The following is a 25,541-nucleotide window of genomic DNA, read 5'->3' on the forward strand; positions in this document are numbered from 1 at the left end:
GGAGTGCGCGAGCTTGCCGGGAGTTTCCCGACCGAGCATCGAACGAAAACAAATTGTCGCGCAATTCGATTCGGCATAACCTGCATGGGGGTCATGGAGTAGTTCAGTTGGTAGAACGCCCATTGCGAATGGTCGGTCGTGGGTTCGAGCCCCACCTCCATGGCCCCTTTCAACCCGAGGTAATCGAGCACTCCCACCTCGTATTGATCACCGAACCAGCGCAAACGCGTGCGGATGGTAGGCGCATTTCGCGCGAAATCCAGCGCGAATCTCGTTGACTGCCAGGTGGATCCCGGTGAGCGGGGCAGATGCGGCGGGATGCGGGCGAACGCCGATACGCGAGTGAAACACGTTCTAGTGTCCCGCGCCATGAAGGTTTCATTTATTTCTTTGATTACCGCCGCTCTGGCGACCTTTGCCGTGACGATGACGACCGCTCCACCGCTGGCCACCGCGCAGCCCGAGGCGGAGTCGGCGGTCGCCGCGGCCCGGATCGATCTGCAGGGCGCGGTGAATGTTCGTGATATCGGCGGATACCGGACCTATGACGGGGAGAAGGTGAAGCCGGGCAAGGCTATTCGGGGCGACTCGCTGGAGAAACTCACCGCCGCGGATGTGCAGAAGCTGGCGGGCCTGCAGGTGCAGACCGTGATCGATCTGCGCACGCCGGGCGAGGTGCATTTCGCCGGTGCGGACAAGCCGATTCCCGGCGCTCGGCAGGTGGCGCGGCCGATCGACGACACCGGGCTGTTCCAGCAGATGCTGGCGGTGATCCAGACCCGCGACCCGCAGAAGCAGGAGGAAGCGCTCGGCAACGGCAAGGCCGAGCAGATCATGCTGAACATGTACACCACGTTCATCAGCCGCCAGGAATCCCGTGCCGCGTTCGGGCAGACGCTCAAGGACCTGGCCAACACCGACAAGGCCACGCTGTACCACTGCACGGCGGGCAAAGACCGCACCGGCTGGCTGACGTACGTGCTGCTTCGCGCGGTCGGCGTGCCGGAAGGCACTGCGCGGCAGGACTATCTGCTGTCCAACCAGTACCGCGCCGCCGCGGACGCCGCCCTGCGCCAGCAGGTGAAGCAGGCAGGCCTGATGCAGAACCCCGATCTGCTGATCCCGCTGCAGGAAGTCCGGGACGCGTACCTGAATGCCGCGGTCGAGAAGATGCGGCAGGACTACGGCGACCTCGGCAAGTACCTGACCCAGGGGCTCGGCCTGGACGGCGGCACCATCTTGAAACTGCGTAGGAATCTGGTCACCTAGTCGACGAAAGACGTTCGGGCCCAGCCACTATCCGTGGATGGGCCCGAATGTTGTTGCCGCAGGCGGCTACTTCTTCGCCTGCTCACGCATCGCGGCGGCGAGTTGGCTCGGCATCGTTTCGTGGCGTGTGTAGGACCGGGTGAAGTCGCCGGTGCCGTGGGAGAGCGAGCGCAGGTCGATGGCGTATCGACTGAGTTCGAGTTCCGGTACCTCGGCATGGATTCGGGTACGCCCGGTGCCGTGCGGTTCGGTACCGAGGACGCGGCCGCGGCGACCGGAGAGATCGCTCAGCACCGGGCCGACATAGTCGTCGGCGACCAGCACCCAGACGTCGGCGATCGGCTCGAGCAGCGCGACACCCGCGCTGGTGGCGGCCTCGCGCAACGCGAGCGCACCCGCGGTCTGGAACGCGGCATCGGAGGAGTCGACCGAATGCGCCTTGCCGTCGAAAAGCGTGACCCGCACATCGACCAGCGGGTATCCGGCGGCCACGCCACGCGCCGCCTGCGCACGCACGCCCTTCTCCACCGACGGAATGAACTGTCGCGGAACAACTCCGCCGACCACCCGATCCACGAACTCGATCCCGGAACCACCCGGCAGCGGCTCGACCTCGATCTCGCACACCGCGTACTGCCCGTGCCCGCCGGACTGCTTCACGTGCCTGCCGCGCCCGGTTGCCTTGCCCGCGAACGTTTCTCGCAACGCCACCCGATGCTCGACCACATCGACCTGCACCCCGAACCTGGTTCGTAATCGCTCCAGCGCGACATCGCGATGCGCCTCACCGAGGCACCACAGCACCAGTTGATGAGTGTTCGCGTTGTGTTCGAGCCGCACGGCTGGGTCCTCGGCGGCCAGCCGGGCCAAACTTTGCGAGAGTTTGTCCTCGTCGGCCTTACTGTGCGCGGTAATTGCTATGGGCAGCAGGGGGTCCGGCATCTGCCACGGCTCGATCAGCAGCGGTTTGTCGGTGCCCGACAGCGTGTCGCCGGTCTCCGCGCGACTGAGTTTGGTGACGTAGGCGATGTCGCCGGCGATGGCCTGGCCGAGCGGGCGCTGCCCCTTGCCGAACGGTGCGGAGATCGCGCCGACTCGCTCGTCGACGTCGTGGCTCTCGTGGCCGCGTTCCTCCTGGCCGTGGCCGCAGACGTGCACCGTGTCATCGGCGCGCAGCGTTCCGGAGAACACGCGGACCAGCGATACCCGCCCGACGTACGGGTCGGAGGCGGTGCGGATCACCTCGGCCGCGAGCGCACCGTCCGGATCGCAGTCGAGTTGGCGCCGGGTGTTGCCGCCGAGGGCGGTGACGGCGGAGACGATGTGTTCCGACGGGGTCGGGAAGCCGCCGGTGATCAGGTCGAGCAGTTCGACGGTGCCGAGCCCCTGCTTGGCGCCCTCCGGGGCGGGAGCGCCGAACAGGACGGGATGGAAGCTGCCCCGGGCCACCGCCCGCTCGAGGTCGGTGACGAGCGTCGCGAGGTCGATCTCCTCGCCGCTCAGATACCGCTCCATCAGGGTTTCGTCTTCGCTCTCGGCGATGATGCCCTCGATGAGCCGGTTGCGCGCCTCCGCCAGCATCGGCAACTGCTCCGCTGTCGGCTCGGTCTCCACCCGCTCGCCGGAGGAGTAGTCGACCACGCAGTTCGGCAGCAGCTCGATCAGCCCGGTGACCGGGCGGTGGCCGTCCGCGCTCCGCGGGCCGTACACCGGAAGATGCAGGGGCAGAATGTTTTCCGAAGCGCCGCCGCCGAGCACGGTGCGGCAGGTCTCGGTCATCTCGTCGAAGTCGGCCCGCGCGGTGTCCAGGTGGGAGAGCACGATCGCGCGCGGCATGCCGACCGCCGCGCATTCTTCCCACAGCGCGCGGGTCGCACCGCTGACGCCTTCCGCGCCCTCGGCAGCCGAGATGACGAACAATGCTGCGTCGGCGGCGCGCAGGCCCGCTCGCAATTCGCCGACGAAATCCGCGTATCCGGGTGTGTCGATCAGGTTGATCTTCATGCCGGACCAGGCCAGCGGCACCACCGACAATTGCACCGATCGGTGCTGCCGATGTTCGATCTCGTCGTAGTCCGACAGGGAGGTGCCGTCCTCGACCCGCCCCGCCCGATTCACCATCCCCGTGGTCAAGGCCATCGCCTCGACCAATGTGGTCTTCCCGGACCCGCTGTGCCCGGCCAGCACCACATTTCGAATCTGATCCGGCCGCTCGGCCGTAACTACTCTGCCGTTGCCCCCTGCGGCTCCACTCGCCTTGTCCACTGTGCGTCTCGCTTCCTGGCGCCCCGACACCTGCGGTCCTTCGAGCTTCCCACCGGCGGTCGTCGCGCGTCCACGGATCGGGAGATCCGGTGCGACGGACTGCCCGGTCCGTACTTGGATCGCGCGCGACTGGATCCGGGTCGGCAGGTCGCTGCGATCTCGCCGACGGCAAACTACTTGCCGCGCCCCGCTCCTCCTGCGCACGATGGCTACGTGCTGATTTCCGACGGTGTGATCGCACTACGGCCGATCACGGTCGCCGATGCCGAGGCGCATCTGGCGGGGGAGGACGATGAGCTGGCGCGTTGGCTCAACGGTGGGCGGGGCACGCTGGAAACCGTTGTGCGGCATTTCGATCGGTGCGTGTGGCGGTGGCAGGACAACGCGGCGGGCCGGACGTTCGCGGTGCTGGATGTGGCGAGCGGAACGCTGGTCGGGACGGTGGATGTGCATACCCGGCAGCCGTATCTGATCGAACGGCAAGCAAATCTTGCCTACGGGATCTATCCGGACTGGCGCAAACGTGGGTACGCGACGCGGGCTGTCGAACTCGCGTGCCGGTTTCTCGCGGGGTCCGGGCTCGCCGACCAAGCGGTCATCCGGGTCGACCCGGAGAATCACGCGTCGGCGTCGGTGGCCCGGCGCGCCGGGTTCGAGTACAGCCATACCAGCGAGGACGACGGCCCGGTCGACTGCTACCTGCGGTGCGTTGTCGAGCGTTCAGCGCCCTGATTCGCCGACGGCCACCACGGCCTCGACCTCGACGAGGAACTCCGGGCGGAACAGTCCGGCCACCTGGACCAGTGAGCTGGCGGGGTTGGGCTGGTTGCCGAGCGCGGGCCGGAGGAACTCGTCCCGGACGTCGCGGAGGTCTTGCAGCCCGCCGGTGTCGGTGACGAACCAGGTGAGTTTGACCAGGTCGGTCCAGTCGGCGCCGAGTGCGTGCAGCACGTGCTGCAGGTTGGTCAGCGCCTGCCTGGTCTGGGCGGCCAGGTCGTTCGGGCCGACCAGGTTGCCATCGGCGTCGACCGCGATCTGCCCGGACACGAACGCGAGCCCGTTCGACGTGGTCACCGCGTGCGCGTAGCCGAAGCCGGGAGCGACGCCGGGGATGTCGGAGAACCGTTCGTTGATCTTCGCCACCAGCACAGCTTAGACCGGCGCAACGGCTCGAATCATGTAGCCAGGCTATGACTTACGTGCTCCGGGGACACGCTCGAACTCGTGCCGGTGCAGGCGAGCACCCCCGGTTGGGGGCTTGACCCGCGGGTGTCTCCGGGGTGACAGTGCGCGGATGGTTGTGACACCCGACGTGCCCCGCGCGACGCTGCGCAAGGTCACCCTCCGCCTGGTGCCGTTTCTCGGGCTGCTGTATTTCGTCAACTATCTGGATCGGGTCAATATCGGGTTCGCCGGGCCCAGCGGGATGAAGGCCGATCTCGGGCTCACCGAGACCGCGTTCGGGCTGGCCTCCGGGATCTTCTTCATCGGCTATCTGGTGCTGGAGGTGCCGAGCAATCTGGCGCTGCACAAGTTCGGTGCGCGGCGCTGGATCGCCCGAATCCTGGCCAGCTGGGGTGTCGTCGCGACGGCGATGGCGTTCGTGCCCAACGAAACCGTGCTGTACATCCTGCGTTTCGTGCTCGGCGTGGCGGAAGCGGGATTCTTCCCGGGCATCCTGCTCTATCTCACCTACTGGTTTCCACAGAACCAGCGCGCGAAGATCGTCGCCCTGTTCATGGTCGCCGTGCCGGTGTCCACCGCGCTCGGAGCGACCGTGTCCAGTCTGATCATCGAACACGGCGACGGCGTGTTCGGGCTCAGCGGCTGGCGGTTCATGTTCCTCGTCGAAGGGTTGCCCGCGCTCGTCCTCGCGGTGGCGACCTGGTTCTTCCTCACCGACAGTCCCGCGCAGGCCGGTTGGCTGACCAAAGCCGAACGGCAGTGGCTCAGTACCGAACTCGCCGCCGAACAAGCCGAGGTGGAGAAGGCGGAGCAATGGACGGTGCGTAAGGCGCTCACTGATTCCCGGGTGCTCGGCCTCGCTCTCGTCTACGGCGGGATCGTGTACGGGCTCTACGCGCTCGGGTTCTTCCTGCCGACGATCATCAAGGGTTTCGAACAGCAGTACGGCACCAGCTATTCGGTGGTCGAGCGTGGTCTGATCAACGCGGTGCCCTACGTCATCGGCGCCGTTGTCATGGTGTGGTGGAGCAGGCACGGCGACCGGACCGGGGAACGCCCGTGGCACGTCGCGCTGCCCGCACTGCTCGGCGGCCTCGCCATTCCCGTCGCGCTGTATCTCGGAAATCCGTTGGCGGCCATGGTCGCAGTGACCGTGTGCGCGGTCGGCGTACTCGCCGCCCTGCCCACCTTCTGGGCACTGCCCAGCGCCTTCCTCACCGGCGCCGCCGCAGCAGGCGGTATCGCATTGATCAACTCGATCGGCAACTTCAGCGGCTTTGCCGCACCGTATATCACTGGCGCACTGCGCGATTGGACCGGAAGCCAGCGTGCCGGGTTGTGGGTGGTCGGCGTGGCCATGATCGGCTCGGCGGTGGGTGTGCTGGTGCTGTGGAAACGCACTGGCGCCCGCGCACTGGAGGGATCGCGGTAGTCCGCACCGGCGGTGCACCCTCGACCGTCAGGCAACCGAACTTCGGCCGACCCGTTGGGTCTGCGAGTCAGGTGTGCGAAACGGTCAGGTGCAGGCAGGGGAGGATTGCGAGACGGCGATGAGGCTTTCGCAGATCCAGTCGGTGGACAGGCGCCAGGTGTTGTCGCGGGCGGTGAAGGGGACGACCATGGGGCGTTTGGCGCCGGCGAAGGTGGTCATGGTGGTGGCGAGGAGGGTGTGGTTGTCGAATTGGGTGAGCTTGTCCACCTGGAAGGTCATGGGGTACTCGGCGTAACCGGTGGCCAGGCGGGTGAGTAGCTCGGGGTCCTTGTCCTCGTCGGATGCGCGCAAGGTCTTCTGAGCGGCAGGGACTTCGGGGTCGAAGGCCTGTTGGAGTTGCGCGCTCAGATCGGCGGGGGCGGGCTGGGGCGGGGCGGCGGTGGTGGGGGCCGGGGTGTTGCCGGGGAGCGACTCGGGGTAGAGCTGATCGACGAGTGCGCTCCAGATGGCGGAGGCGGTGATCCGCAGCAGGGTGGGCGGAACGGTGTACTGGTTGACGGCGACCGCGACGGTGATGCCGCGGTCGGGCAGGTAGCCGAGGTGGGTGGTGTAGCCGAGCACGCCGCCCGTGTGGCCCAGCCACGGGCCGAAGCGTTGCATGCCGAGGCCGTAGTCGAAGGGTGCGCCGCCTGCGGTGCCGCTGGTGAATTGCAGTCGGGCCTGCAATGTTTCGGGCTTCAGCAGATCGCCACGGGCCAGCAGCGGCGCGTAGCGGGTCAGGTCGCCGATGGTCGACACCATCGAGCCTGCCGCGCCGAAGATCTCGGGGGTGTTGCGTGCGGTGACGTCGGTGGCGGTGTCGTCGAAGTAGGCGTAGCCGCGGCCTGCGGGATCGGGGATGGTGGCGTCGGCGGGATAGGTGGTGTCGTGCAGTCCATGCGCGGTCGCGACCTCGTCCAGGACCTCGCGCACCGGCTTGCCGGTGACCTTCTCCAGCACCAGGCCGAGCAGGAAGAACTCGGAGTTGGAGTACTCGGTGTTGCTGCGCGGCGGTTTCGCCGACTCCGGGTGGTCGATGATCGCGCGCAGTCGATCGCCGTCGTGCCACGGGCCGGGTGTTTTCGCGACGAGCTGGCTGCCGAAATCGTTGTCGCCGACCAGATCCCAGACGCCGCCCCGCATGCCGAGTAGGTCGCGGAGGGTGATGGCGTCGCCGTTGGGTACGCCGGGAACGTATCTGCTCAGTGCGTCGTCGAGCGAGAGTTTGCCCTCGTCGGCCGCGCGGAGCACCGCGGTGGCGGTGAAAGTTTTGGTGACACTGCCGATTCGGACGTGATCATCGACCGTCATCGGTCGTCCGGTGGCGAGGTCGGCGACGCCGTACGCTTTGGTGTACGTGCCGCGCACGGGGTCGTGCACGGCGACCAGCGCGCCGGGGATCAAGCCAGCGTCCATGCTCTTCCGGACAGTTTCGTCGATTTTGCCGGCTGCGTCCGTCGAAAAGGCCTGGGGGCAGCTGTCGCCGGGTCCGCATTCGTCGGAGGACTCGCAGCCGACCAGTGCGGTGGCGACCACCGCCACAGCTAGAGCAGCGGTCCCGGCGCGCGTGAGCCGAGCGAATGCCTTGCGAGCAAGCATATTCGGAGTCCCCCGGTAGGTGCGAATGTGTCTGCCAGCGAAGCTAGCAGGCGTGTGCGACGTCAGGCCGCCGGTAAGTTCGGCGCTGTATGCCCCGGGCCGGCCTGCGTGGTGTCCGCTACCCGGGCCGGCCGCAGGTGTTCGCGGAGCAGGGGCGCGGCTGCGTGGTGTCCCGGCCCGGCGCCAAGGCTGCGTAGCGTCGCGCGCCGGGCCAGTCCGCATAGTGTCGTGCCCCGGCTCGCCGCACCCGAGGACCGGCCCGTACCCGGCAGGCGGGTATGGGCCGGTGCTGTAGGCGAACGTCGCGGTCAGCTGCCGAAGCGCGCCAGGACGGCCGACGCTTCCTGCGAGGCGGTGCCTTCCTTGGCGAGATGCGCCATCTCCGGCGCGATCTCGCGACCGTGGTGCGCCATGGCCTGGGTGTAGAGGCGACCCGCGCGGTAAGACGAGCGGACCAGCGGCCCGGCCATCACGCCGGCGAAGCCGATCTCCTCGGCCATCTTGGAGTGCTCCACGAACTCCTCCGGCTTGACCCAGCGGTCGACCGGGTGGTGCCGGGGGGAGGGGCGCAGGTACTGGGTGATGGTGAGGATGTCGCAGCCCGCCTCGTGCAGGTCGCGCATCGCCTGGGTGACCTCTTCGGGGGTTTCGCCCATGCCGAGGATCAGGTTGGACTTGGTGACCAGGCCCGCCTCGCGCGCCGCGGTCAGGACCGAGAGGGAGCGCTCGTAGCGGAAGGCGGGGCGGATGCGCTTGAAGATGCGCGGCACCGTCTCCAGGTTGTGCGCCAACACCTCCGGGCGCGAGGAGAAGACCTCGGCCAGTTGGTCGGGGTCGGCGTTGAAGTCGGGGATGAGCAGTTCGACGCCGGTGTTCGGGTTGAGCTGCTTGATGGCGCGCACGGTTTCGGCGTAGAGCCAGGCGCCGCCGTCGTCCAGGTCGTCGCGGGCGACGCCGGTGATGGTCGAGTAGCGCAGGCCCATCGCCTGCACGCTCTCGGCGACCCTGCGCGGCTCGTCCCGATCGAGTGCGGCCGGTTTGCCGGTGTCGATCTGGCAGAAGTCGCAGCGCCGCGTGCACTGCTCGCCGCCGATCAGGAAGGTGGCCTCACGGTCTTCCCAGCATTCGAAGATGTTGGGACAGCCCGCCTCCTCACACACCGTGTGCAAGCCCTCGCGTTTCACGAGGCCTTTGAGCTCGGAATACTCCGGGCCCATCTTGGCCTTCGTCCGGATCCATTGAGGTTTGCGCTCGATCGGGGTCTCCGCGTTGCGCGCCTCGATGCGTAGCAGTTTGCGTCCTGCCGGTGCTGAAGCTGAGGTCACCAGATCGACATTACGCCTACCGGATCAGGCGCTCGCGGCCCCACCTGCCGGTGTGACGCGCGCAATATCGTGCGCGGTTACCGGCAGTTCGCCGTTGAGGGCGCGGGCGATGGCGTCGGCGACGAGCGGCTTCGCCTCGGCGACCGTCACCTCGCGGTTCAGCTCGCGCGACAGCGTGGTGACGCCGGCGTCGCGGATGCCGCAGGGAATGATCGCCTGGAAGCCGTCCATGGCGGAGTTGCAGTTGAGCGAGATGCCGTGCAGGGCAACGCCGCGCTGCACGCGCACGCCGATCGCGGCGATCTTGCGTTCGGCGAACACGTCGGTGGCGGGCAGCCAGACACCGGAGCGACCCTCGATCCGGCCGCAGGTCAGGCCGAGGTCGGTGCAGACGGTGATGAGTGCTTCCTCGAGACGGCGCACGTACTGGACGACGTCCACCGGTTCGGCGAGCCGCACGATGGGGTAGCCGACCAGCTGGCCCGGCCCGTGCCAGGTGATCTTGCCGCCGCGGTCCACCTCCACCACCGGGCTGCCGTCGATGGGCAGATCCTCGGTCTCGGTGCGGCGGCCCGCGGTGTAGACCGAGGGGTGCTCCAGCAGCAGCAGGCGATCGGATCCGATGCCGTCGGCCCGTTCCGCGGCGATGGTGCGCTGCAGCTCCCAGGCGCTGTGGTAATCGATGAGTCCGAGATCCTCGACCACGATCGGGGTCGTATCGAATCGGGCGGACCACGTGGTGCGCGTGTCGTTCACGAGCTCGACGGTACGCCGGGCGGGTTGTGCTATTCCAGCTGTGTCCTGTGGACCGTGCCACAGGGGGTGGGTCAGCGCGCGTGGACCGGCAGCGTCAGCTGCATGAGGGTGAGGTCCATCCAGCGGCCGAACTTGTGGCCGACTTCGGGGAACTCGCCGATCACGCGGAAGCCGAAGCGTTCGTGCAACTGGATCGATCCGGTGTTGCCCGATTCGATGCCCGCGATGATCGCGTGCACGTGACCCGTCTGCCGTGCCCGCTCGATCAGCTCGGTGAGCAGGGCGGTCGCGATGCCGCGGCGCTGGAAGCGTTCGTCGACGTACACCGAGTTCTCCACGGTGAAGCGGTAACCCGCTTTGGGCCGCCACGGACCGTAGCTCGCGTACCCCGCGACCACACCGTCGATCTCCGCGACGAGGATCGGCAGGCCCGCGGCGGTGCGGTCCTCGAACCAGGCGACGCGGTCGTCGAGGCCGACCTGCTCCAGATCCCAGATCGCCGTGGAGGTCGCGATATTCGCGTTGTGGATCTCCAGGATCGCGGGCAGGTCGTCGCGGTGCGCGTCGCGGATGCGGGTGGCGGGGCGGGTGTCGAGCTGGTCGGTCATCGGTCGTCTCCGGGTTGTCCCACCGTCGCGGCCAGTGCGGCGCCGATGGTGGGGTGCTGGAACTCGTAGCCCGCCTCCTCGAGGGCCGTGGGTATTGCACGCGGTCCGCGCAGGATCGCCTCCTGCGCGAGCTCGCCGACGAGCGCGCGCAGCGCGAACGCGGGCACCACCAGCGGGGTGGGCCGGTTCAGGGACCGGCCGAGCGCGCGGCTGAACTCCGCGTTGGTCACCGGCGCGGGGCCGACGACATTGAGTGGTCCGGCGAGGGTCTGCGAGCGCAGCGCGAAAACGATCGCACCGATCTCGTCGGCCATCGAGATCCACGGCGTGTACTGACGGCCGCTGCCGAGCCGCCCGCCGAGACCGAGGAAGTACAGCGGGTGCAACATGCTGAGCAGACCACCGTGCCTGGACAACACGATGGCGCTGCGCAACAGCACCGTGCGCACCCCCGCGTCGGCGGCCGGCCGTGTCGCGGCTTCCCAATCACGGCACAGCGTGGCGAGGAAACCCGAACCGGCGGGCGAGGTTTCGTCGACCACCCGGTCGCCGGTGTCGCCGCCGTAGAAGTGCACGCCGCTGGCGTTGAGCAACGTCGGCACGCCCGCTTTGACGACCGCGGCGGCCAGCACGTCGGTCGGGGTGATCCGGCTGTCGCGCAGCTCCTGTTTGAAGCTGCCGTTCCAGCGGCGGCGCCCGGTGCTCGCGCCGCACAGGTTGACCACCGCGTCGGCGCCGCGCAATGCCCGCTCGTCCAGTTCGGCACGGACCGGATCCCAGGCGAATTCGTCCGGGCCCGCCGCCCGCCTGCGTACCAGGCGGGCGACCTCGTGCCCGTCGCGGCGCAGTGCCGCGACGAGCGCTGTCCCGATCAGCCCGGACGAGCCGGCGATCACGACCTTCATGTGAACATGACGGCTAGATACCGAGGTCGGCCTCGAACGCCGCTTCCTCGAGCCGGTGCCGGATCGTGGTGAGGAAGCGACCCGCGTCCGCACCGTCGATCAGGCGGTGGTCGTAGGTGAGCGGCAGGTAGCACATCGAGCGGACGCCGATGGACTCGCTGCCGGTGTCGTCCTTCACCACCACCGGGCGCTTGACGATCGCACCCGTGCCGAGCATGGCCGCCTGCGGCGGAACCAGGATCGGGGTGTCGAACAGCGCGCCCTGGCTGCCGATGTTGGTGATGGTGAACGTGCCACCGGACAGCTCGTCCGGCTTGAGCCCACCGTTGCGGGCGCGGTTGGCGATGTCGGCGATGGCGCGTGCCAGGCCGGCCAGCGACAGGTCGCTCGCGTTGTGGATCACCGGGGAGAGCAGGCCCTGCTCGGTGTCGACGGCGATGCCGAGGTGCACCGCGGCGTGGTAGGTGACTTCCTTGGAGGAGTCGTCGTAGCTGGCGTTGACGTTCGGGTGCACGCCGAGCGCCTCGACGACGGCCTTGGCGAAGAACGGCAGGAACGTCAGGTTGACGCCCTCGCGCTCCTTGAACGACGCCTTGGCCTGGGCCCGCAGCGTCGCGATCTTGGTGACGTCGGCCTCGTGCACCTGGGTCAGCTGCGCGGTGGTGCGCAGCGATTCCAGGGTCTTGGTCGCGGTGATCTGCCGGATGCGGTTCGCCTTCTGCACGGTGCCGCGCAGATGCGCCAGCTGCGGGCTGGCGGCCGCGGGGGCGGCCTTCGCCTTGGCGGCGGGGGCGGCCGGAGCGGCGGCGGCCGGAGCCGGGGCCTTCTTGGCCTCCGCGGCGGCGAGCACGTCCTGCTTGCGGATGCGGCCGCCGACACCGGAACCGGTGAGCGAGGACAGATCCACGCCGTTCTCGTCGGCCAGCTTGCGGACGAGCGGGGTGACGTACGGGGTGGAACCGTTGCCGGTGGAGTCCGACGCGGTCGCCGTAGCGGTCGCGGCGGGCGCCTTCGGCGCGGGGGCCTGGGGGGCCGGGGCCTTCGGAGCCGGGGCGGGCGCGGCGGCCTGCTTCGGTTCCGGCTTGGGTTCCGGCTTCGGCTCGGGCTTGGGTTCGGGCTTCGGCTCAGGCTTCGGCGCGGGCTGCTCGGCCTTCGCGGGGGAACCGCTGCCGATCACGCCGAGCTGTCCACCCACAGCGACGACATCGTCTTCCTGCGCGGTGATCTCGAGCAACTTGCCCGCCACCGGCGAAGGGATTTCGGTGTCGACCTTGTCGGTGGAGACCTCGAGCAACGGCTCGTCGACGGCGACATCGTCACCGACCGCCTTGAGCCACCGGGTGACGGTGCCCTCGGTGACCGACTCGCCCAGCTCGGGCATCTTGACCGCGGTGCCATCGCCCGACGACGCGGGCGCGGCCTCGGCGGCGGGCGCCTGGGCCGGTTCTTCCTGAGCCTCGGGCTCGGGCTCGGCGGCCGGAGCCTCCTCGGCGGGAGCTTCCTGCGCGGGCGCGGCAGCGGCTTCGGGGGCGGGAGCCGAGCTCGACTCGGACGCCTCGCCGGCTTCGCTGATCACGCCGAGCTCACCACCGACCTCGACCACATCATCTTCTTGGGCGACGATCTTCGACAGCACGCCCGCCTGGGGGGACGGGATCTCCGTGTCGACCTTGTCGGTGGAGACCTCGAGCAGCGGCTCGTCGACCTCGACCGTGTCTCCTTCCTGCTTCAGCCACCGGGTGACCGTTCCCTCGGTGACGCTCTCACCAAGAGCTGGCATCTGGACGGAGAAGGCCATGTCCTCTGACTCCTCTGACTGCTCGACGGGTTTCTACAACAGTTGATCTCTCGGCGGACCCCCGTCGCGGGTTGCGGCGCGAGTCCGAAAGCCACCGATCATTGTGCGTGGCACCGGAGATCTGTGTGGTTCTTGTACCGCGATCCATCCTTGCACTCGACCGCCCGGCGTGTAGCACAAGGGCAGTGAACTTCGTCGAGCTGGCAAGATGAGGAGACCGGCGCGCACTCTGTGCCGGGGTTGGAAAGGAGGTGCGCGTCGTTGGGTTTGCTAGATCGTTTCCGAGGCGGCGCGACCCGGGGTGGTAGCGCAATACGTGCGGGTTCGGGGGGCGGCGAGGACGCCCGCTATCTCGCCGAGTGGGTGCGTACCCATGTCGGTGTCGAAGGCTATTTGGAGCCGAAAACAACCGTGACCGATGTCACTGTCGTGCTGATCGCCGCGGACGGCGAATGGACGCGGCGGATCGTCGGAGAGCGCGGGGCACAGCGGCTTGCCAAAGATTTGCGGATTCCGGTTTACGAGGTCGGCAAGACTGGATATCCACAACGGATGCGCGACTATGACGCCCGCAAACGCATCGAGCGGCAGCGTGCGTTCGAAGCGGAACTGCGGGATCTATAGCTCCTGGCTACCGGCGAGCGACGCCGTATAGCGGTCGATTCGGCGTGCGGCGAAGACCTCGAGTGGCGTGCGCCGAAAGTGTGGGTCAGCAGCCGTGAGTGGCACACCATGGTGAGGTCTTCTCGTGGTTTGCCGCAGCCGTGTGCCACTGAACGCAGATTCGGCGGATCGCTGGGCGGAGGTGCGCCGTCCGAGAGCTCCGGACGGCGCACCGTGCTCACTCCGCGGCGATGTCCTCGATGACGGCGATGAGGGTGCGGACCGGCACGCCGGTGCCACCCTTGCCGATGTAGCCGAACGGTCCGCCGGTGTTGTAGGCCGGGCCTGCGACGTCCAAGTGGGCCCACTGCACGCCCTCCGGGACGAACTCCTTCAGGAACAGTCCGGCCGAGAGCATGCCGCCCCAGCGGTGCGGGGCGACATTGGCCAGGTCGGCGATCTTGGAGTTGAGGTCCGCGCGCAGCTCGGTGGGCAGCGGCATGGCCCAGCCGTTCTCGCCGGTCCGCCGGGAGATCTCGGCGACGCGGTCGCGGAAGTCGTCGGTGCCCATCACGCCGGGGGTGCGGGTGCCGAGCGCGACCATCTGCGCGCCGGTGAGGGTGGCGACGTCGATCAGGTAGTCGGGCTCGTCCTCGCCGGCCCGCACGATCGCGTCGGCCAGGATGAGGCGGCCCTCGGCGTCGGTGTTGAGCACCTCGACGGTGGTGCCGCCGTACTGGGTGAGCACGTCACCGGGGCGTTGCGCGGTGGCCGACGGCATGTTCTCGGCCATCGGCACGGTCGCGGTGACCGTCACCGGCAGGCTCAGCCGCGCGGCGAGCAGCGTGGTGGCGACCACCGCGGCGGCGCCCGCCATGTCCGAGGTCATGTTCTCCATGTTCTGCGCGGGCTTGATGGAGATGCCGCCGGTGTCGAAGGTGATGCCCTTGCCGACCAGTGCGATCTTCTTCGGCCCGCCCGCGTAGGTGATCCGGACCAGCCGCGGCGGCCGCGACGAACCCTTGCCCACGCCGAGCACGCCGCCGTAACCGCTTGCGTCCAACGCATTCTCGTCGAGCACCTCGACGTCGAGCCCGGCCGCCTTCGCCAATTCCTCCGCGCGGGCGGCGAATTCGGCGGGGTACAGGTGGCTGGGCGGGGTGTTCACGAAATCCCGTGCGGTGGCGACCGCTTCGGCGATCAGCTGGGCACGGAACAGCTCGGCCTCGCCGAATTCCGGCTCCGGCACCAAGAATTCGACCCTGGCCACCGGCCGCTCGTCCGGCTTCGGCGCGGACTTGCCCGACTTGAACGGCGTGAACGTGTAGGCGCCGAGGTAGAAACCCTCCGCTGCGGCGCCGATGTCGAGACCCGACAGGGTGGTCGCCACGAGCTCGGTGCCCGACAGCGCGCGTGCGGCGACACCGGCCGAGCGGCGGATCTGTTCGGCGTCGATCTTGTCGGCGGCGCCGAGGCCGACGGCGAGCACGCTCGTCACCTCCGCCAGCGCGGCCGGGGCGGGAACTCGCGTCAGTTCCTCGGCCTTGCCCTTCGCGCCGACCGCACCGAGCTGATCCAGCAGTTCCGCACGGACATCGGCGGTGAGCACGTCGCTGAACAGGTCCTCGGGCACGATGGCGGGACCGTTCTCCGACGAGGTGATACCGAGAACGAGGACGTCGGTGTCCGCACCGATGATCTGGGTACGTGCGAGTTCCGGTCCTAGTGAACGATCTGCAACAGCGGTCATGGCGACAGGCTACTGGGCAGTCTGATCGCGATGCCGTCGAGGAGCAGTCCGAGGCCGGTGTCGAGGATGGCGTCCAAGTCCAGGTCCGGGCCGGGCGGGCCGTCGGCGAAAAGCCGATACAGCACGGGGCGCACCGCCGGGTCGAGCAACTCGGCGTGATCGGCCGGCAACTCCCTCGGCCCGCCCGTGCGCTGCCGTTCGGCGCGTTCGGAACTGGTCAGCAACGCGAGCCCCTGAACCAAACCGGAGAACGCGAGATACATCGCCAGCATCGCGTCACGGGTCAGGCCGCGCTGGTCGAGGGCGGCGAAGGAACGTTCGAGAATGTCCAGGAGCGCGGGGCCGATCGGCGGGCGCATGCGCGCGAGGATCGGCAGCATCCAGGGGTGGCGTTGATACAGCTGCCATTCCTCGTGCGCCTCGTGGATCAGGCGGGCTCGCCAGTCGCCGGATTCGGTGTCGGGCTGATGGATTTCGGCGAGTACCAGTTCGGCCATGCCTGCCAGGAGTGCCTCGCGGTCGGCGAAGTGGCGGTACAGGCCCGCGGTTGCCGCGCCGAGTTCGCTGGCCAATCTGCGCATGGACAGTCCGTCGATGCCCTCGCGGTCGGCCAGGTCGACGGCGGCGCGCAGGATGCCGATCGTGGTCAGTTTGGCGGGGCGCGCGGTGCGTGGAGTGGGCGTCACTTCGGTGCGGCGAGCTCGATAGGCGCGGGCCTGGCACGCGCGTGAGCAGTACCGGCGTTTGCGGCCGCGGGCCGGTTGGGTGAGGGCGTTCTTGCAGATTCCGCAGGCCACATCGGCCTCCATTTCGACACACGAACAGGTGTGACGAAATTCTAGCGATGCCGCGATGGCCTGCCTACCTTGGCAGAAGAACACGGTGTTCACGACGAAAGGGTCAGCGGATGGAAATCACGGTTCGGCAGGCAGGGGCGCGGGATCGCGGTGCGGTGATCGAGGCGTACAGCATCGCCAGCCCGGACGAGGTGGTGACGGAATGGGTGCTCGACGGGTATCCCGTCGAGGAGTTCAGCCCGCAGTACGTGCCCGGTCTCATCGACCGCGCGCTGAGTGATGACCAGATATGGCTCGCGGGTACCGGATCGGAGATCTGGGCGGTGTCGATCTGGCAGCGGGTGGAGTCGGTGGCGCGGTTCGAGGCAGAGGCCGTCGAGGCGCGCGCTATGGCCGCGAGTGCGCCCGATGTGCGTCCGCTGCAGCGGGTCGCCGTGCTGACCGACCTGCTCGCGAGCTCGCATCCCCGGGAGTTCCCGCACTGGTATCTGCAGGTGATCGTCACGGTGCCGCAGCATCGCGGGAAAGGCGCGGGTGGCGCGATCCTCGCCGATCGGACCAAGGCGGCCTCCTCGGCGGGACTGCCCGCCTACCTCGAGGCGAGCACCGAGCGATCCGCCCGGCTGTACACCCGCAATGGGTTCGCTGCCACCGGCACCACGCACGACCTCCCCGAGAACGGACCCACCATCCGTCCCATGTGGTTCCGCGGATGAGTTCGAGCGGGACATGACGGCGGCGAGCCGCTCTCATGTCCCGCTCGACAGGCTCCGTCTGAGGGCTCAGACGGAGTCGGGGCGGGAGTGGGGACGGCGGTTGCGGGTGGCGGATAAGCTCGCCGGGTGACCGACTCGAACCTGCTGCAAGGCCCTATCCATGGTGTACACGTCGAGCTGGGGGCGACTTTCGCGCCGTTCGGCGGGTGGGAAATGCCCGTCTCCTACGAGGGGACGGTGGCCGAACATCAGTCGGTCCGCACCACGGTCGGACTGTTCGACGTGAGCCACCTGGGCAAGGCGACGGTGCGCGGTGCGGGCGCGGCGGCCTTCGTGAACTCGGCGCTCACCAACGACCTCGGCCGGATCCGGCCGGGCAAGGCGCAGTACACGCTGTGCTGCGCGCCCGACGGTGGCGTGATCGACGACCTGATCGCCTACTACGTGAGCGACGACGAGATCTTCCTCGTCCCCAATGCGGCCAACACCGCGGCGGTGGTCGCGGAACTTCAGAAGGTGGCGCCCGAGGGCATCACGGTGACCGATGAGCACCGCGAGTACGGGGTGTTCGCGGTGCAGGGTCCGCGCTCGACCGAGGTCCTCACCGCGCTCGGCCTGCCCACCGACATGGAGTACATGGCCTACGCCGACGCCGAATGGGATGGACGCCCGGTCCGCGTGTGCCGCACCGGGTACACCGGCGAGCACGGCTACGAACTGCTGCCCCGCTGGGCCGACGCCGAGCCGCTGTTCCGTGCCCTCGTCGAGCAGGTGCGTGCCGCCGACGGCCAGGCCGCGGGCCTCGGTGCCCGTGACACGTTGCGCACCGAGATGGGTTACCCGCTGCACGGACATGAACTGTCCCTGGAGATTTCCCCGGTGCAGGCTCGCACCGGTTGGGCTGTCGGGTGGAAGAAGCCCGAGTTCTGGGGCAAAGCCGCACTGGAGCAGGAGAAGTCGGCCGGGCCGCGCCGAACCCTGTTGGGGCTCAAAGCGCTCGACCGCGGCGTGCTGCGCCAAGGGCAGACGGTGCTGCGTGACGGGGAGCCGGTCGGCGAAACCACTTCCGGCACGTTCTCGCCGACCCTCAAGATCGGCATCGCGCTTGCGCTGCTCGACACCGAGGCGGGCATCGAGCCCGGTACCGAGGTCGAGGTGGATGTTCGCGGACGGCGGCTTCGGTGTGCGGTCATCCGGCCACCGTTCGTGGAGACGAATACGAAGTAGGTGTGGGTTGCTTGCCGCGCGGGGAGCTGGCGCGCGGCAAGCACTGCTGGCTCGGGGCACTGCGGAAGACGGCGTGTCGCGCGAAAGTCGCGGCGTGGCGGGTTGGTGGGTGCGCAGATTGCGTACTGAGCGGTGTGGTTTCCTGGGGCGAATGGGGGCGCACGGTGCATTTTGGTGCGCGCCTCGTGGCGTCGCGGGAAGTTCTGCGGTGAGGTGGCCGATCGGGCGCAAAGCTTGAACGGGGCTTGGCTAGGATCAGGCACATGACCGTTGCTGCACAGTTTGCCCGTGTCCCGCATCCCGCGCCCGCTCCGGCGCAGCGGCGACAAGAGGTACTGGCGGCGCCCGGGTTCGGGCGGTTCTTCACCGACCACATGGTCTCGATCGACTACACCGGCGACGAGTGGACCAACGCCCGCGTCGAGCCGTACGGCCCGCTGCCCCTCGACCCCGCGACCATGGTCTTCCACTACGGACAGGCCATCTTCGAGGGATTGAAGGCGTACCGGCACGGCGACGGCAGCGTGGCCTGCTTCCGCATCGACGCGAACGCCGCGCGGTTCCGCCGCTCCGCCCGTCGGATGGCGATGGCCGAACTGCCGGAGGAACTGTTCATCGAGTCCGTGCGTCAGCTGCTCGAGGTGGACCGCGACTGGGTGCCCGCCGCGGGCGGCGAGGACTCGCTGTACCTGCGCCCCTTCATGTTCGCCACCGAGGCCGGGCTCGGCGTGAAGCCCGCCGCGGGCTACAAGTACCTGCTCATGGCCTCCCCGGCCGGTGCCTACTTCCCGCGCGGGGTCAAGCCGGTGCGGGTGTGGTTGTCGACCGAATACGTGCGCGCGGCGCCCGGCGGCACGGGCGAGGCCAAGGTGGCCGGCAACTACGCCGCCTCGCTGCTCGCGCAGGCCGAGGCTACGGCGCAGGGTTGCGATCAGGTGGTCTGGCTGGATGCGTGCGAGCGTCGCTACGTCGAGGAGATGGGTACCAACAACCTGTTCTTCGTGTTCGGGTCCGGTTCGGAAGCCCGCCTGGTCACCCCGGAGCTGTCCGGTGCGCTGCTGCCCGGCATCACGCGCGACTCGCTGCTCACCCTGGCCGCGGACTCCGGGTTCCCGGTCGAAGAGCGCAAGGTGTCGGTCGAGGAATGGCGCAAGGGCGCTGAATCCGGTGCGATCACCGAGGTTTTCGCGTGTGGCACCGCCGCGGTGATCACTCCTGTCGGCTGGGTTCAGTCCGCGGACGGTGAGTTCACCATCGGTGGGGGCGAGCCCGGTGAGGTCACCATGGCGCTGCGCGACACGCTCACCGGTATCCAGCGGGGAACTTTCGCCGACATCCATGGGTGGATGCGCACGATGTAGTCGGTGAGTGGCACACCATGGTGCGGGTCTCTCGCGATTTGCCGCAATGGTGTGCCACTCAACTCGGTCCGGTGCGGAGATTGCGACGGATCGTGGCCGGCGTGGCGAATGCCGTACCTGTGGGGGGCGGGTGATTTCCCGCCCGTGCGCCTGGGGAATCAGCTGGGCATGAACATGTGCCACTCGTCCAAAGTCTTCGGGCGTAAGACGTAGTTTTTGTCCCGGACAGTGGAGAGCGGAGCGTGCGGCTCCTGCGAATACCAGTGCCCGGGGTAGACGACCGGGTCGCCGGACAATTCGGCCAAATAGCGCAGGCTGCGGAACATTTCGTCGGAGTCGCCGCCGGGGAAGTCGGTGCGGCCGCAGCCGTCGACGAACAGGGTGTCGCCCGCGATGAGGCGGTCGTCGAACAGGAAGCATTGGCTGCCCGGAGTGTGTCCGGGGGTGTGCAGAAGTTCGATGTCGAAGGTGCCGACGCTGACTTTGTCGCCGTGCTCGTGTCCGGTGAGTTCGCTCGGTGCGATACCCGTGACGTTGGCTACCCAGGAAAGCTCCTGTGCGTTGATATGCACTGGGACGCTTGTCTTTTCGAGTAATTCGCGGACACCGCCCAGAGTGAATCCGAGCATCGTTCCGCCCACGTGGTCGGGGTGGTGATGGGTCGCGAGCACCCCGGTCAGCCGTAGCCCGTCACCCTCGGCGATATCGACCAGATCCGCCGCCGCGTAGGCCGGATCGACCACCAGACATTCGCCGGTCTCCTGATCACCGATCAGATACGCGAAATTTCTCATCTGCGTCGCAATCGGATCGCCGACGGCGTAGTCCCTCCCCGACAACAGCTGGCGAAAATACAGGCGCTCAGAAGACATACCGCCCACCTTATTGCCCGACCCAGACGATCCGCGCGCCGCAGGCGCAAATTGTTTGCTGTGCCGAACACGGATCCCTCAGAACGACTGGACGAACGCTCAGTTGGGCTTGATCAATATTAGGAGAGAGTGTGGTGCACGCCACTCGGATGAGGCCGCAAACATGTCGCCGGAAGCGCCGGGCGAGGCTGACGCTCGAGTGTCGACTGGGTAGTGCGACCTGACTGTCGGCGAAATGTCTTGGCAGACCATCGTAAATGGGACGGACTGCAGCGATGTGTGCGGCGGGGCTCCGGCACGCCTTGCTGGTCGTGGCATTCGTGTCCCGGTGATCATGGGGTGTCCGTCAAAGGGACATGGTCGCGGCGGTGAGGGAGACGGTGAGTTCGATGGTGGCGCCGAGGGTGTCGCCGGAGAGGCCGGCGAAGCGGCGGACGCAGTGGCGGACGAGGATGGTCGCGGCGGTGAGGGCGATGAGGATGGCGAGGGGGCCTTGCCAGTGGTCGGGTGTGGCGAAGAGTGCGGCGGTGAGAGCGGCGGCAAACCACAGAGCGGCGGTCAACGGGTGCTGGGTACCGGCGACGAGGGCGCCGAAGCTGGTGTCCGGCGCGGCCTCGATGCCCTTGCGACAGGCGAGGACTACCGCGATGCGGCCGACGGTGACCGCAAGGGCGACGGCGAACCAGCGGTCCGCCTCGGCCAGCGCGGCGAACGAAACCGCTTGGACGCCGATCGAGAACACGAGGGCGGCGACCCCGAATGGCCCCGCGCCGCCACTCTTCATGATCTGCCTGGCCCGCTCGGGTGGGCCATAGCTGCCGAGCCCATCCATCGTGTCGGCAAGTCCATCCAGGTGCATGCCCCGGGTGATCAACGCCAACGCCCCGACCACCAGCAGCCCGGCAAGCACCGGACTGGCCCCCACCCAGACCAGCACCCACAGCAGCCCTGCAGCCCCCGCCCCGAGCAGCCCACCCACCAACGGCGCCAACGCAATTGCCCGCCCAGCCGCTCCCCGATCGACAGTCTCCGGTCCACGCACCGGCACAACGGTGAGCCATGACACCGCCAGTCGTAGCCCGTTCATGCCCGCGGACCTGCGAGGCGCGAACTGCCGCGTCCATTCGACGTCGCCCAGTCCGCGGTTGGCAGGCGCTGCGCGACAGGGGCGCCAGCACTGCCGCCGGACTTGACGAACTCAGCGGAGGTCACCCAGCCGGCGGTCGCTGGACGCTGTGCCGCACCGACGCGATCGGTGCTGATGGATGGGTCGAGACCGGTGAACGCCACCCGGTCCGTGACTGGAAGTTGTTGTGCGACAAGGGCACCGTGGCTGCCGCTGGGTTCGCCGAACCCGACGGGCGCTTCGGTCAGCGACAGCCGGGCACTCATTTCCGCAAATCCGGTGTGGCGGAGGGAGTGTCGGGGGCCGCAGTGAGATCGGCGGTGTCGGTGGGCGCGGTGAGTCCGGGGGCGTCGGCGGTGTCGGCGGGGATGGTGAGGTCGGTGTTGTCGGCGGTGTCGGTGTCGGCGGTGCTGACGCCCGCTTCGGCGAAGGTGGACATCTCGGCGAGGGTGGCGACGGCGGCGCGCAGGAGGGGGAGGGCGGTGAGGGCGCCGGACGCTTCGCCGAGGCGCATGTTCATGTCCAGCAAGGGTTCCAGGCGGAGGCGCTGCAGGGCCAGGTTGTGCGCGGGTTCGGTGGAGCGGTGGCCGGCCAGCCACCAGGCCGAAGCGCCCGCGGCCAGATCTTCGGCGACCAGGGCGGCGGCGGTGACGACCACGCCGTCGAGGATGACGGGCGTGCGCCGGGTAGCCGCCTGAGCCAGGAATGCGGCCATCGCGGCGAAATCGGCGCCCGCGGCGACCCGCAGCAGCTCGACCGGATCTTTGGCGACCGGCCGGGCTCGGCGCATGGCGTCACGGATCGCGGCGACCTTGCGCGCCCAGCCCGCGTCGTCGATTCCGGTGCCGCGGCCGACGGCGGCGACGGGTTCGGTGTCGGTCAGCGTCGCGATGAGGGCGGTGGCGGGGGTGGTGTTGCCGATGCCCATGTCGCCTGCGATGAGTACGTCGGCGCCCGCGTCGATCTCCTCGTCGGCGATCGCTTTACCTGCGGCGAGCGCGGACGCCACCTCGGCGGGCGTGAGCGCGTCCGCACGGTCGATGGCCCCGCTGGAGCGGCGCACCTTGTGCCTGGCGACGAGCGAATCGGTCTCGGCGTCGACCGAGATGTCCGCCACGCGAACGGTGGCGCCGGCGACGACGGCGAGCGCGTTCACCGCCGCCCCTCCGCCGAGGAAATTCGCAACCATCTGCGCGGTGACCTCGCTCGGGTACGCCGAAACCCCGTGCCGCGCAACGCCATGATCCCCGGCGAACACCACCACTCTGGCCCGCTCGAACTGCTTCGGCGGGCACACACCCTGACACGCCGCCACCCAGTTGCCGAGCTCCTCCAGCCGCCCGAGCGACCCACCGGGTTTGGTCAACTGCGCCTGCCGCCGCTCGGCCGCCGCCCGAACCTCTGCGTCAGGAGGCGTCACCGGTCCAAATCCGTGTGTCACTGTCGAGCCTTTCCGGTCAGGACGGTCAATACACCCATACGTCGCTCAATCTTGCCCGCCGCAGACATTGCCGCACACATCAGCCGCCCGGACCGCTCGGCGTCGGCGCACCCGTTCGACGGTTGTGCGTCGCGTAGCAGCCAGGGCGCGGCGGGTTTCGACGATATCCGGTTCCGCAGCGCGCGACGATCCAGTGGATTCGGCGGTATCCGGCTCCGCAAGGCCGCGCTGACGAAGCGGACGTGCTCGGCTGCGGGACCGGCGTGACGCTCAGAGATGACACGCTCCGTGGCCTTACACACCGAACCTGCTCGAGGAGCCCGGCGTGGCGCTCGTGGTGCGGCACCTTTTGCGCAAGGCCGCGCCGACGGAGCGGCTGTGCTCGGCCGCGACCACGGCGTGGCGCGCGGGCGATAACACGCTCGGCTGTTTCGTACCGGCCTGCGCTAGGGCAGACCAGCGCGATGCCTTGGGTGGGCTTGTGCGAGGGTGCGGAGTAAGAGCGCTCGACGTTGTACGGAGGCGGCGCTCGGCTGTCCGATTCACTTGAGGCGCAGGGGAAGTCCGGCTACGACGAGGTATGCCTCGTCACAGGCTTTGGCGAGCCGCTGGTTCAGCGTGCCGATCTCGTCGCGGAACAGGCGGCCGGAGCGGGTGGCGGGGATGACGCCCATGCCGACCTCGGGGCTCACGATGACCAGGCGATTCGGGTAGGCACCTACCGCGGCGACCAGGGCGTCGGCGTCGGGGGAGACGGTGCCGCGCGGGGATTCCCAGGCGTCGCGGGCGTCGATGCAGGCGGTGAGCCAGGTGCCGATGTCGTCGATCAGCGTTGTGCCTTCGGTCGCCGCGCTGAGAACGGCTGCCGGGTCGGCACTTTCGAGCACGGTCCAGTCGGCGGGCCTGCGGTCGCGATGGGTGGCGATGCGGGCGGCGAAGTCGAGGTCGGCGGGGTCGGGGATGGCGGTCGCGAGGTAGCGGACCGGACCGGCCGCCGCGGCCAACTCCTCGGCAAAGGTGGACTTCCCGGATCGCGCGCCGCCCAGGACGAGGGTCCGGCGCGGCTCGGCGGACGAGAGACTGTGCGACACGTCAGCACGGTATCAATGACCGATGCCGCGCCCGCGCCGGTGCGACCCGGGCGCGCGTTGTTCCGCCTGCCGGAGTCAGGCGGGGGTCTCGACTACCTCCGGCGTGGCACCGAAGCGGCGGCGGTATTCGGTGGGGGCGATGCCGACCAGGCGCTGGAAGTGGTGGCGCAGGAGTGCGCCGGAGCCGAAACCGGCTCGGGTGGCGATCTGTTCGAGTCCGAGGTCGGTCTCCTCGAGCAGGTGTTTGGTCAGCAGGACGCGCTGATTGGTGAGCCACTTCACGGGGGTGGTGCCGGTTTCGGCGGCGAAGCGGCGGGCGAAGGTGCGGGTGGACATGGTGGAGCGGGCGGCCAGGTCCTCGATGGTGTGCGGGAGGTCGAGGTTCTCGTTCATCCACTCCAGGGTGGGAATGAGGCTGTCGGAGGTGCAGGTGGCGACGGGGCGCTCGATGAACTGACGCTGACCGCCGTCGCGCTGCGGTGGCACGACCATCCGGCGCGCGATCGCGTTGGCCACCGAGCTGCCGAGTTCCCGGCGTACCAGGTGCAGGCAGGCGTCGATGCCCGCGGCGGTGCCCGCGCTGGTGATCAGGTTGCCCGCGTCGACGTACAGCACGTCGGGGTCGACGGTCGCTTCGGGATGCCGCTCGGCGAGCAGGTCGACGTAGCTCCAGTGCGTGGTGCATTTGCGCCCGTCGAGCAGGCCGGCCGCGCCGGCGAGGAAGGCGCCGGAGCAGACGGTCAGCACGGTCGCACCGGCCGCCGCGGCGTCGCGGACAGCGCCGACGACGCGCGGATCGAACCCGTCCTTCGTGGAGGCGGCCGGGATGGCGACGAGGTCCGCTTTCGCGAGCTCCGCGAGGCCGTACTCGGGGGTCACCGTGATGCCCGGGGTGGTGGAGTGCAGCGGTTTCCCGGGTTCGGCGCCGCAGACCTTGAAGTCGAAGGAGGGGAGTCCGTCGGCACTTCGATCCATTCCGAAAACCTCGCACAGGACCCCGAATTCGAACATGGCCATGCGCTCGGACAGGACGACGGCAACCTTCGACAGCATGCCGCTAGTCTAATGGCTGGATCTTTACGAAGACTGTCAGTTCAGCCACTTTCGGCGGTAACTCAACGGGCGCAAAATTACTGCCATGATTACTTTCCTGATCGCCCTCGCAGTCATCGTCGCTTTCGCCACCCTGGTGAGCCACTACTCCGCTCCCGCCGGTTCGACGAACATCACCGATCGTGACCGGCAGCGGATGCAGGCCGAGCTGTCGGCGATGCACGGCCGAACCAGCAACATCTGACCGCATGTCTCCGCAACCGACCGCGGCCCGGCTCGTATTCCACGAGCCGGGCCGCAATCATGTTGGTTGGTAGACCGTG

Annotated in this window: 23 protein-coding genes and 1 tRNA gene; 9 read left to right on the forward strand and 15 right to left on the reverse strand. The window is 68.5% G+C overall.

Annotated features, from left to right (window positions below; genetic code table 11):
* Window positions 1-92 precede the first annotated feature (92 nt).
* A tRNA-Arg gene (locus tag DMB37_RS31695) sits at window positions 93-163 on the forward strand.
* 263 nt (window positions 164-426) lie between these two features.
* Window positions 427-1,269: a tyrosine-protein phosphatase gene (locus tag DMB37_RS31700; protein ID WP_206055048.1), complete on the forward strand. Its 843-nt coding sequence runs from the start codon at window positions 427-429 to the stop codon at window positions 1,267-1,269.
* A gap of 66 nt (window positions 1,270-1,335) precedes the next feature.
* On the opposite strand, the gene DMB37_RS31705 is transcribed toward DMB37_RS31700, so the two are convergent.
* Window positions 1,336-3,534, reverse strand: coding sequence for an elongation factor G-like protein EF-G2 (locus DMB37_RS31705; protein WP_135235813.1), 2,199 nt, complete (start codon window positions 3,532-3,534; stop codon window positions 1,336-1,338).
* Window positions 3,535-3,747: 213 nt separating this feature from the next.
* On the opposite strand from DMB37_RS31705, the gene DMB37_RS31710 reads away from it, so the two are divergent.
* Entirely contained in the window at window positions 3,748-4,266 is a 519-nt protein-coding gene (locus tag DMB37_RS31710; RefSeq protein ID WP_135235814.1) for a GNAT family N-acetyltransferase, read from the forward strand.
* Here the strand turns inward: DMB37_RS31710 and DMB37_RS31715 are convergent.
* Entirely contained in the window at window positions 4,255-4,677 is a 423-nt protein-coding gene (locus DMB37_RS31715; RefSeq protein ID WP_240771744.1) for a RidA family protein, read from the reverse strand. The two genes, DMB37_RS31710 and DMB37_RS31715, sit on opposite strands and share 12 nt — an antisense overlap.
* Window positions 4,678-4,828: 151 nt before the next feature.
* Here DMB37_RS31715 and DMB37_RS31720 point away from each other — a divergent pair, with 151 nt between their 5' ends.
* Window positions 4,829-6,151 (forward strand): MFS transporter, encoded by a 1,323-nt coding sequence (locus tag DMB37_RS31720; protein ID WP_135235815.1) that lies wholly within the window; start codon window positions 4,829-4,831, stop codon window positions 6,149-6,151.
* Between the two features lie 84 nt (window positions 6,152-6,235).
* Here the strand turns inward: DMB37_RS31720 and DMB37_RS31725 are convergent, their stop codons facing one another.
* The 6 genes from DMB37_RS31725 to sucB form a co-directional block, all read right to left on the reverse strand.
* Window positions 6,236-8,011 carry a serine hydrolase gene (locus tag DMB37_RS31725; RefSeq protein WP_135235816.1) on the reverse strand — a complete coding sequence of 592 codons (1,776 nt, stop codon included), beginning with the start codon at window positions 8,009-8,011 and terminating at the stop codon, window positions 6,236-6,238.
* Between the two features lie 86 nt (window positions 8,012-8,097).
* A complete protein-coding gene (gene lipA, locus DMB37_RS31730; RefSeq protein WP_107655086.1) occupies window positions 8,098-9,114 on the reverse strand; it encodes a lipoyl synthase in 1,017 nt (338 codons plus the stop codon).
* Window positions 9,115-9,138: 24 nt separating this feature from the next.
* Window positions 9,139-9,870, reverse strand: a complete 732-nt coding sequence (gene lipB, locus DMB37_RS31735) for a lipoyl(octanoyl) transferase LipB (protein WP_135235817.1) — start codon at window positions 9,868-9,870, stop codon at window positions 9,139-9,141.
* A gap of 71 nt (window positions 9,871-9,941) precedes the next feature.
* The gene (locus tag DMB37_RS31740) at window positions 9,942-10,478 is read right to left on the reverse strand and encodes a GNAT family N-acetyltransferase (protein ID WP_107655088.1); all 537 of its coding nucleotides are present in this window, start codon (window positions 10,476-10,478) and stop codon (window positions 9,942-9,944) included.
* Window positions 10,475-11,383, reverse strand: coding sequence for a TIGR01777 family oxidoreductase (locus DMB37_RS31745; protein ID WP_135235818.1), 909 nt, complete (start codon window positions 11,381-11,383; stop codon window positions 10,475-10,477). The genes DMB37_RS31740 and DMB37_RS31745 overlap by 4 nt, the downstream gene beginning before the upstream one ends.
* A 13-nt stretch (window positions 11,384-11,396) precedes the next feature.
* Window positions 11,397-13,181 carry a 2-oxoglutarate dehydrogenase, E2 component, dihydrolipoamide succinyltransferase gene (sucB, locus tag DMB37_RS31750; protein ID WP_135235819.1) on the reverse strand — a complete coding sequence of 595 codons (1,785 nt, stop codon included), beginning with the start codon at window positions 13,179-13,181 and terminating at the stop codon, window positions 11,397-11,399.
* Window positions 13,182-13,442: 261 nt separating this feature from the next.
* On the opposite strand from sucB, the gene DMB37_RS31755 reads away from it, so the two are divergent.
* A complete protein-coding gene (locus DMB37_RS31755; RefSeq protein WP_135235820.1) occupies window positions 13,443-13,805 on the forward strand; it encodes an oxidoreductase in 363 nt (120 codons plus the stop codon).
* Between the two features lie 217 nt (window positions 13,806-14,022).
* Here DMB37_RS31755 and DMB37_RS31760 read toward each other — a convergent pair whose 3' ends face one another.
* Together DMB37_RS31760 and DMB37_RS31765 are read right to left on the reverse strand one after the other, a co-directional pair.
* Window positions 14,023-15,534 carry a leucyl aminopeptidase gene (locus tag DMB37_RS31760; protein ID WP_135235821.1) on the reverse strand — a complete coding sequence of 504 codons (1,512 nt, stop codon included), beginning with the start codon at window positions 15,532-15,534 and terminating at the stop codon, window positions 14,023-14,025.
* A complete protein-coding gene (locus DMB37_RS31765) occupies window positions 15,531-16,343 on the reverse strand; it encodes a TetR/AcrR family transcriptional regulator (RefSeq protein ID WP_240771745.1) in 813 nt (270 codons plus the stop codon). Before DMB37_RS31765 ends, DMB37_RS31760 begins: the two co-directional genes overlap by 4 nt.
* Before the next feature lie 98 nt (window positions 16,344-16,441).
* Between DMB37_RS31765 and DMB37_RS31770 the strand changes: the two genes are divergently transcribed.
* From DMB37_RS31770 to DMB37_RS31780, 3 genes are all read left to right on the forward strand, one after another.
* On the forward strand, window positions 16,442-17,047 hold the full coding sequence (locus tag DMB37_RS31770; protein WP_135235822.1) for a GNAT family N-acetyltransferase: 606 nt from the start codon (window positions 16,442-16,444) through the stop codon (window positions 17,045-17,047).
* Between the two features lie 126 nt (window positions 17,048-17,173).
* Window positions 17,174-18,274, forward strand: coding sequence for a glycine cleavage system aminomethyltransferase GcvT (gcvT, locus tag DMB37_RS31775; RefSeq protein WP_135235823.1), 1,101 nt, complete (start codon window positions 17,174-17,176; stop codon window positions 18,272-18,274).
* Between the two features lie 263 nt (window positions 18,275-18,537).
* On the forward strand, window positions 18,538-19,635 hold the full coding sequence (locus DMB37_RS31780) for a branched-chain amino acid aminotransferase (protein ID WP_135235824.1): 1,098 nt from the start codon (window positions 18,538-18,540) through the stop codon (window positions 19,633-19,635).
* 158 nt (window positions 19,636-19,793) lie between these two features.
* Here DMB37_RS31780 and DMB37_RS31785 read toward each other — a convergent pair whose 3' ends face one another.
* From DMB37_RS31785 to DMB37_RS31805, 5 genes are all read right to left on the reverse strand, one after another.
* On the reverse strand, window positions 19,794-20,507 hold the full coding sequence (locus tag DMB37_RS31785) for an MBL fold metallo-hydrolase (RefSeq protein ID WP_135235825.1): 714 nt from the start codon (window positions 20,505-20,507) through the stop codon (window positions 19,794-19,796).
* A gap of 346 nt (window positions 20,508-20,853) precedes the next feature.
* The gene (locus DMB37_RS31790; protein WP_135235826.1) at window positions 20,854-21,594 is read right to left on the reverse strand and encodes an adenosylcobinamide-GDP ribazoletransferase; all 741 of its coding nucleotides are present in this window, start codon (window positions 21,592-21,594) and stop codon (window positions 20,854-20,856) included.
* Window positions 21,595-21,895: 301 nt separating this feature from the next.
* Window positions 21,896-23,074, reverse strand: coding sequence for a nicotinate-nucleotide--dimethylbenzimidazole phosphoribosyltransferase (gene cobT, locus DMB37_RS31795; RefSeq protein ID WP_135235827.1), 1,179 nt, complete (start codon window positions 23,072-23,074; stop codon window positions 21,896-21,898).
* A gap of 542 nt (window positions 23,075-23,616) precedes the next feature.
* Window positions 23,617-24,165: a bifunctional adenosylcobinamide kinase/adenosylcobinamide-phosphate guanylyltransferase gene (gene cobU / locus DMB37_RS31800; protein WP_135235828.1), complete on the reverse strand. Its 549-nt coding sequence runs from the start codon at window positions 24,163-24,165 to the stop codon at window positions 23,617-23,619.
* Between the two features lie 75 nt (window positions 24,166-24,240).
* On the reverse strand, window positions 24,241-25,218 hold the full coding sequence (locus DMB37_RS31805; RefSeq protein ID WP_135235829.1) for a helix-turn-helix domain-containing protein: 978 nt from the start codon (window positions 25,216-25,218) through the stop codon (window positions 24,241-24,243).
* An 85-nt stretch (window positions 25,219-25,303) separates the two neighbouring features.
* Here DMB37_RS31805 and DMB37_RS40765 point away from each other — a divergent pair, with 85 nt between their 5' ends.
* A complete protein-coding gene (locus DMB37_RS40765; protein ID WP_159080223.1) occupies window positions 25,304-25,462 on the forward strand; it encodes a hypothetical protein in 159 nt (52 codons plus the stop codon).
* Window positions 25,463-25,541: the final 79 nt, after the last annotated feature.

Source organism: Nocardia sp. CS682, assembly GCF_004634405.1.
Taxonomy (GTDB): Bacteria; Actinomycetota; Actinomycetes; order Mycobacteriales; family Mycobacteriaceae; genus Nocardia; species Nocardia ninae.

What these genes read in the sequence shown, in the direction of transcription:
- DMB37_RS31700 (WP_206055048.1), top strand. Translation starts at nt 427, where the DNA reads ATGACGACCGCTCCACCGCTGGCCACCGCGCAGCCCGAGGCGGAGTCG.
- DMB37_RS31720 (WP_135235815.1), top strand. Translation starts at nt 4,829, where the DNA reads ATGGTTGTGACACCCGACGTGCCCCGCGCGACGCTGCGCAAGGTCACC.
- DMB37_RS31725 (WP_135235816.1), bottom strand. Translation starts at nt 8,011, where the DNA reads ATGCGGACTGGCCCGGCGCGCGACGCTACGCAGCCTTGGCGCCGGGCC.
- DMB37_RS31740 (WP_107655088.1), bottom strand. Translation starts at nt 10,478, where the DNA reads ATGACCGACCAGCTCGACACCCGCCCCGCCACCCGCATCCGCGACGCG.
- DMB37_RS31745 (WP_135235818.1), bottom strand. Translation starts at nt 11,383, where the DNA reads ATGAAGGTCGTGATCGCCGGCTCGTCCGGGCTGATCGGGACAGCGCTC.
- sucB (WP_135235819.1), bottom strand. Translation starts at nt 13,181, where the DNA reads ATGGCCTTCTCCGTCCAGATGCCAGCTCTTGGTGAGAGCGTCACCGAG.
- DMB37_RS31760 (WP_135235821.1), bottom strand. Translation starts at nt 15,534, where the DNA reads ATGACCGCTGTTGCAGATCGTTCACTAGGACCGGAACTCGCACGTACC.
- DMB37_RS31765 (WP_240771745.1), bottom strand. Translation starts at nt 16,343, where the DNA reads ATGGAGGCCGATGTGGCCTGCGGAATCTGCAAGAACGCCCTCACCCAA.
- DMB37_RS31770 (WP_135235822.1), top strand. Translation starts at nt 16,442, where the DNA reads ATGGAAATCACGGTTCGGCAGGCAGGGGCGCGGGATCGCGGTGCGGTG.
- DMB37_RS31780 (WP_135235824.1), top strand. Translation starts at nt 18,538, where the DNA reads ATGACCGTTGCTGCACAGTTTGCCCGTGTCCCGCATCCCGCGCCCGCT.
- DMB37_RS31785 (WP_135235825.1), bottom strand. Translation starts at nt 20,507, where the DNA reads ATGTCTTCTGAGCGCCTGTATTTTCGCCAGCTGTTGTCGGGGAGGGAC.
- DMB37_RS31790 (WP_135235826.1), bottom strand. Translation starts at nt 21,594, where the DNA reads ATGAACGGGCTACGACTGGCGGTGTCATGGCTCACCGTTGTGCCGGTG.
- DMB37_RS31805 (WP_135235829.1), bottom strand. Translation starts at nt 25,218, where the DNA reads ATGCTGTCGAAGGTTGCCGTCGTCCTGTCCGAGCGCATGGCCATGTTC.
- DMB37_RS40765 (WP_159080223.1), top strand. Translation starts at nt 25,304, where the DNA reads ATGATTACTTTCCTGATCGCCCTCGCAGTCATCGTCGCTTTCGCCACC.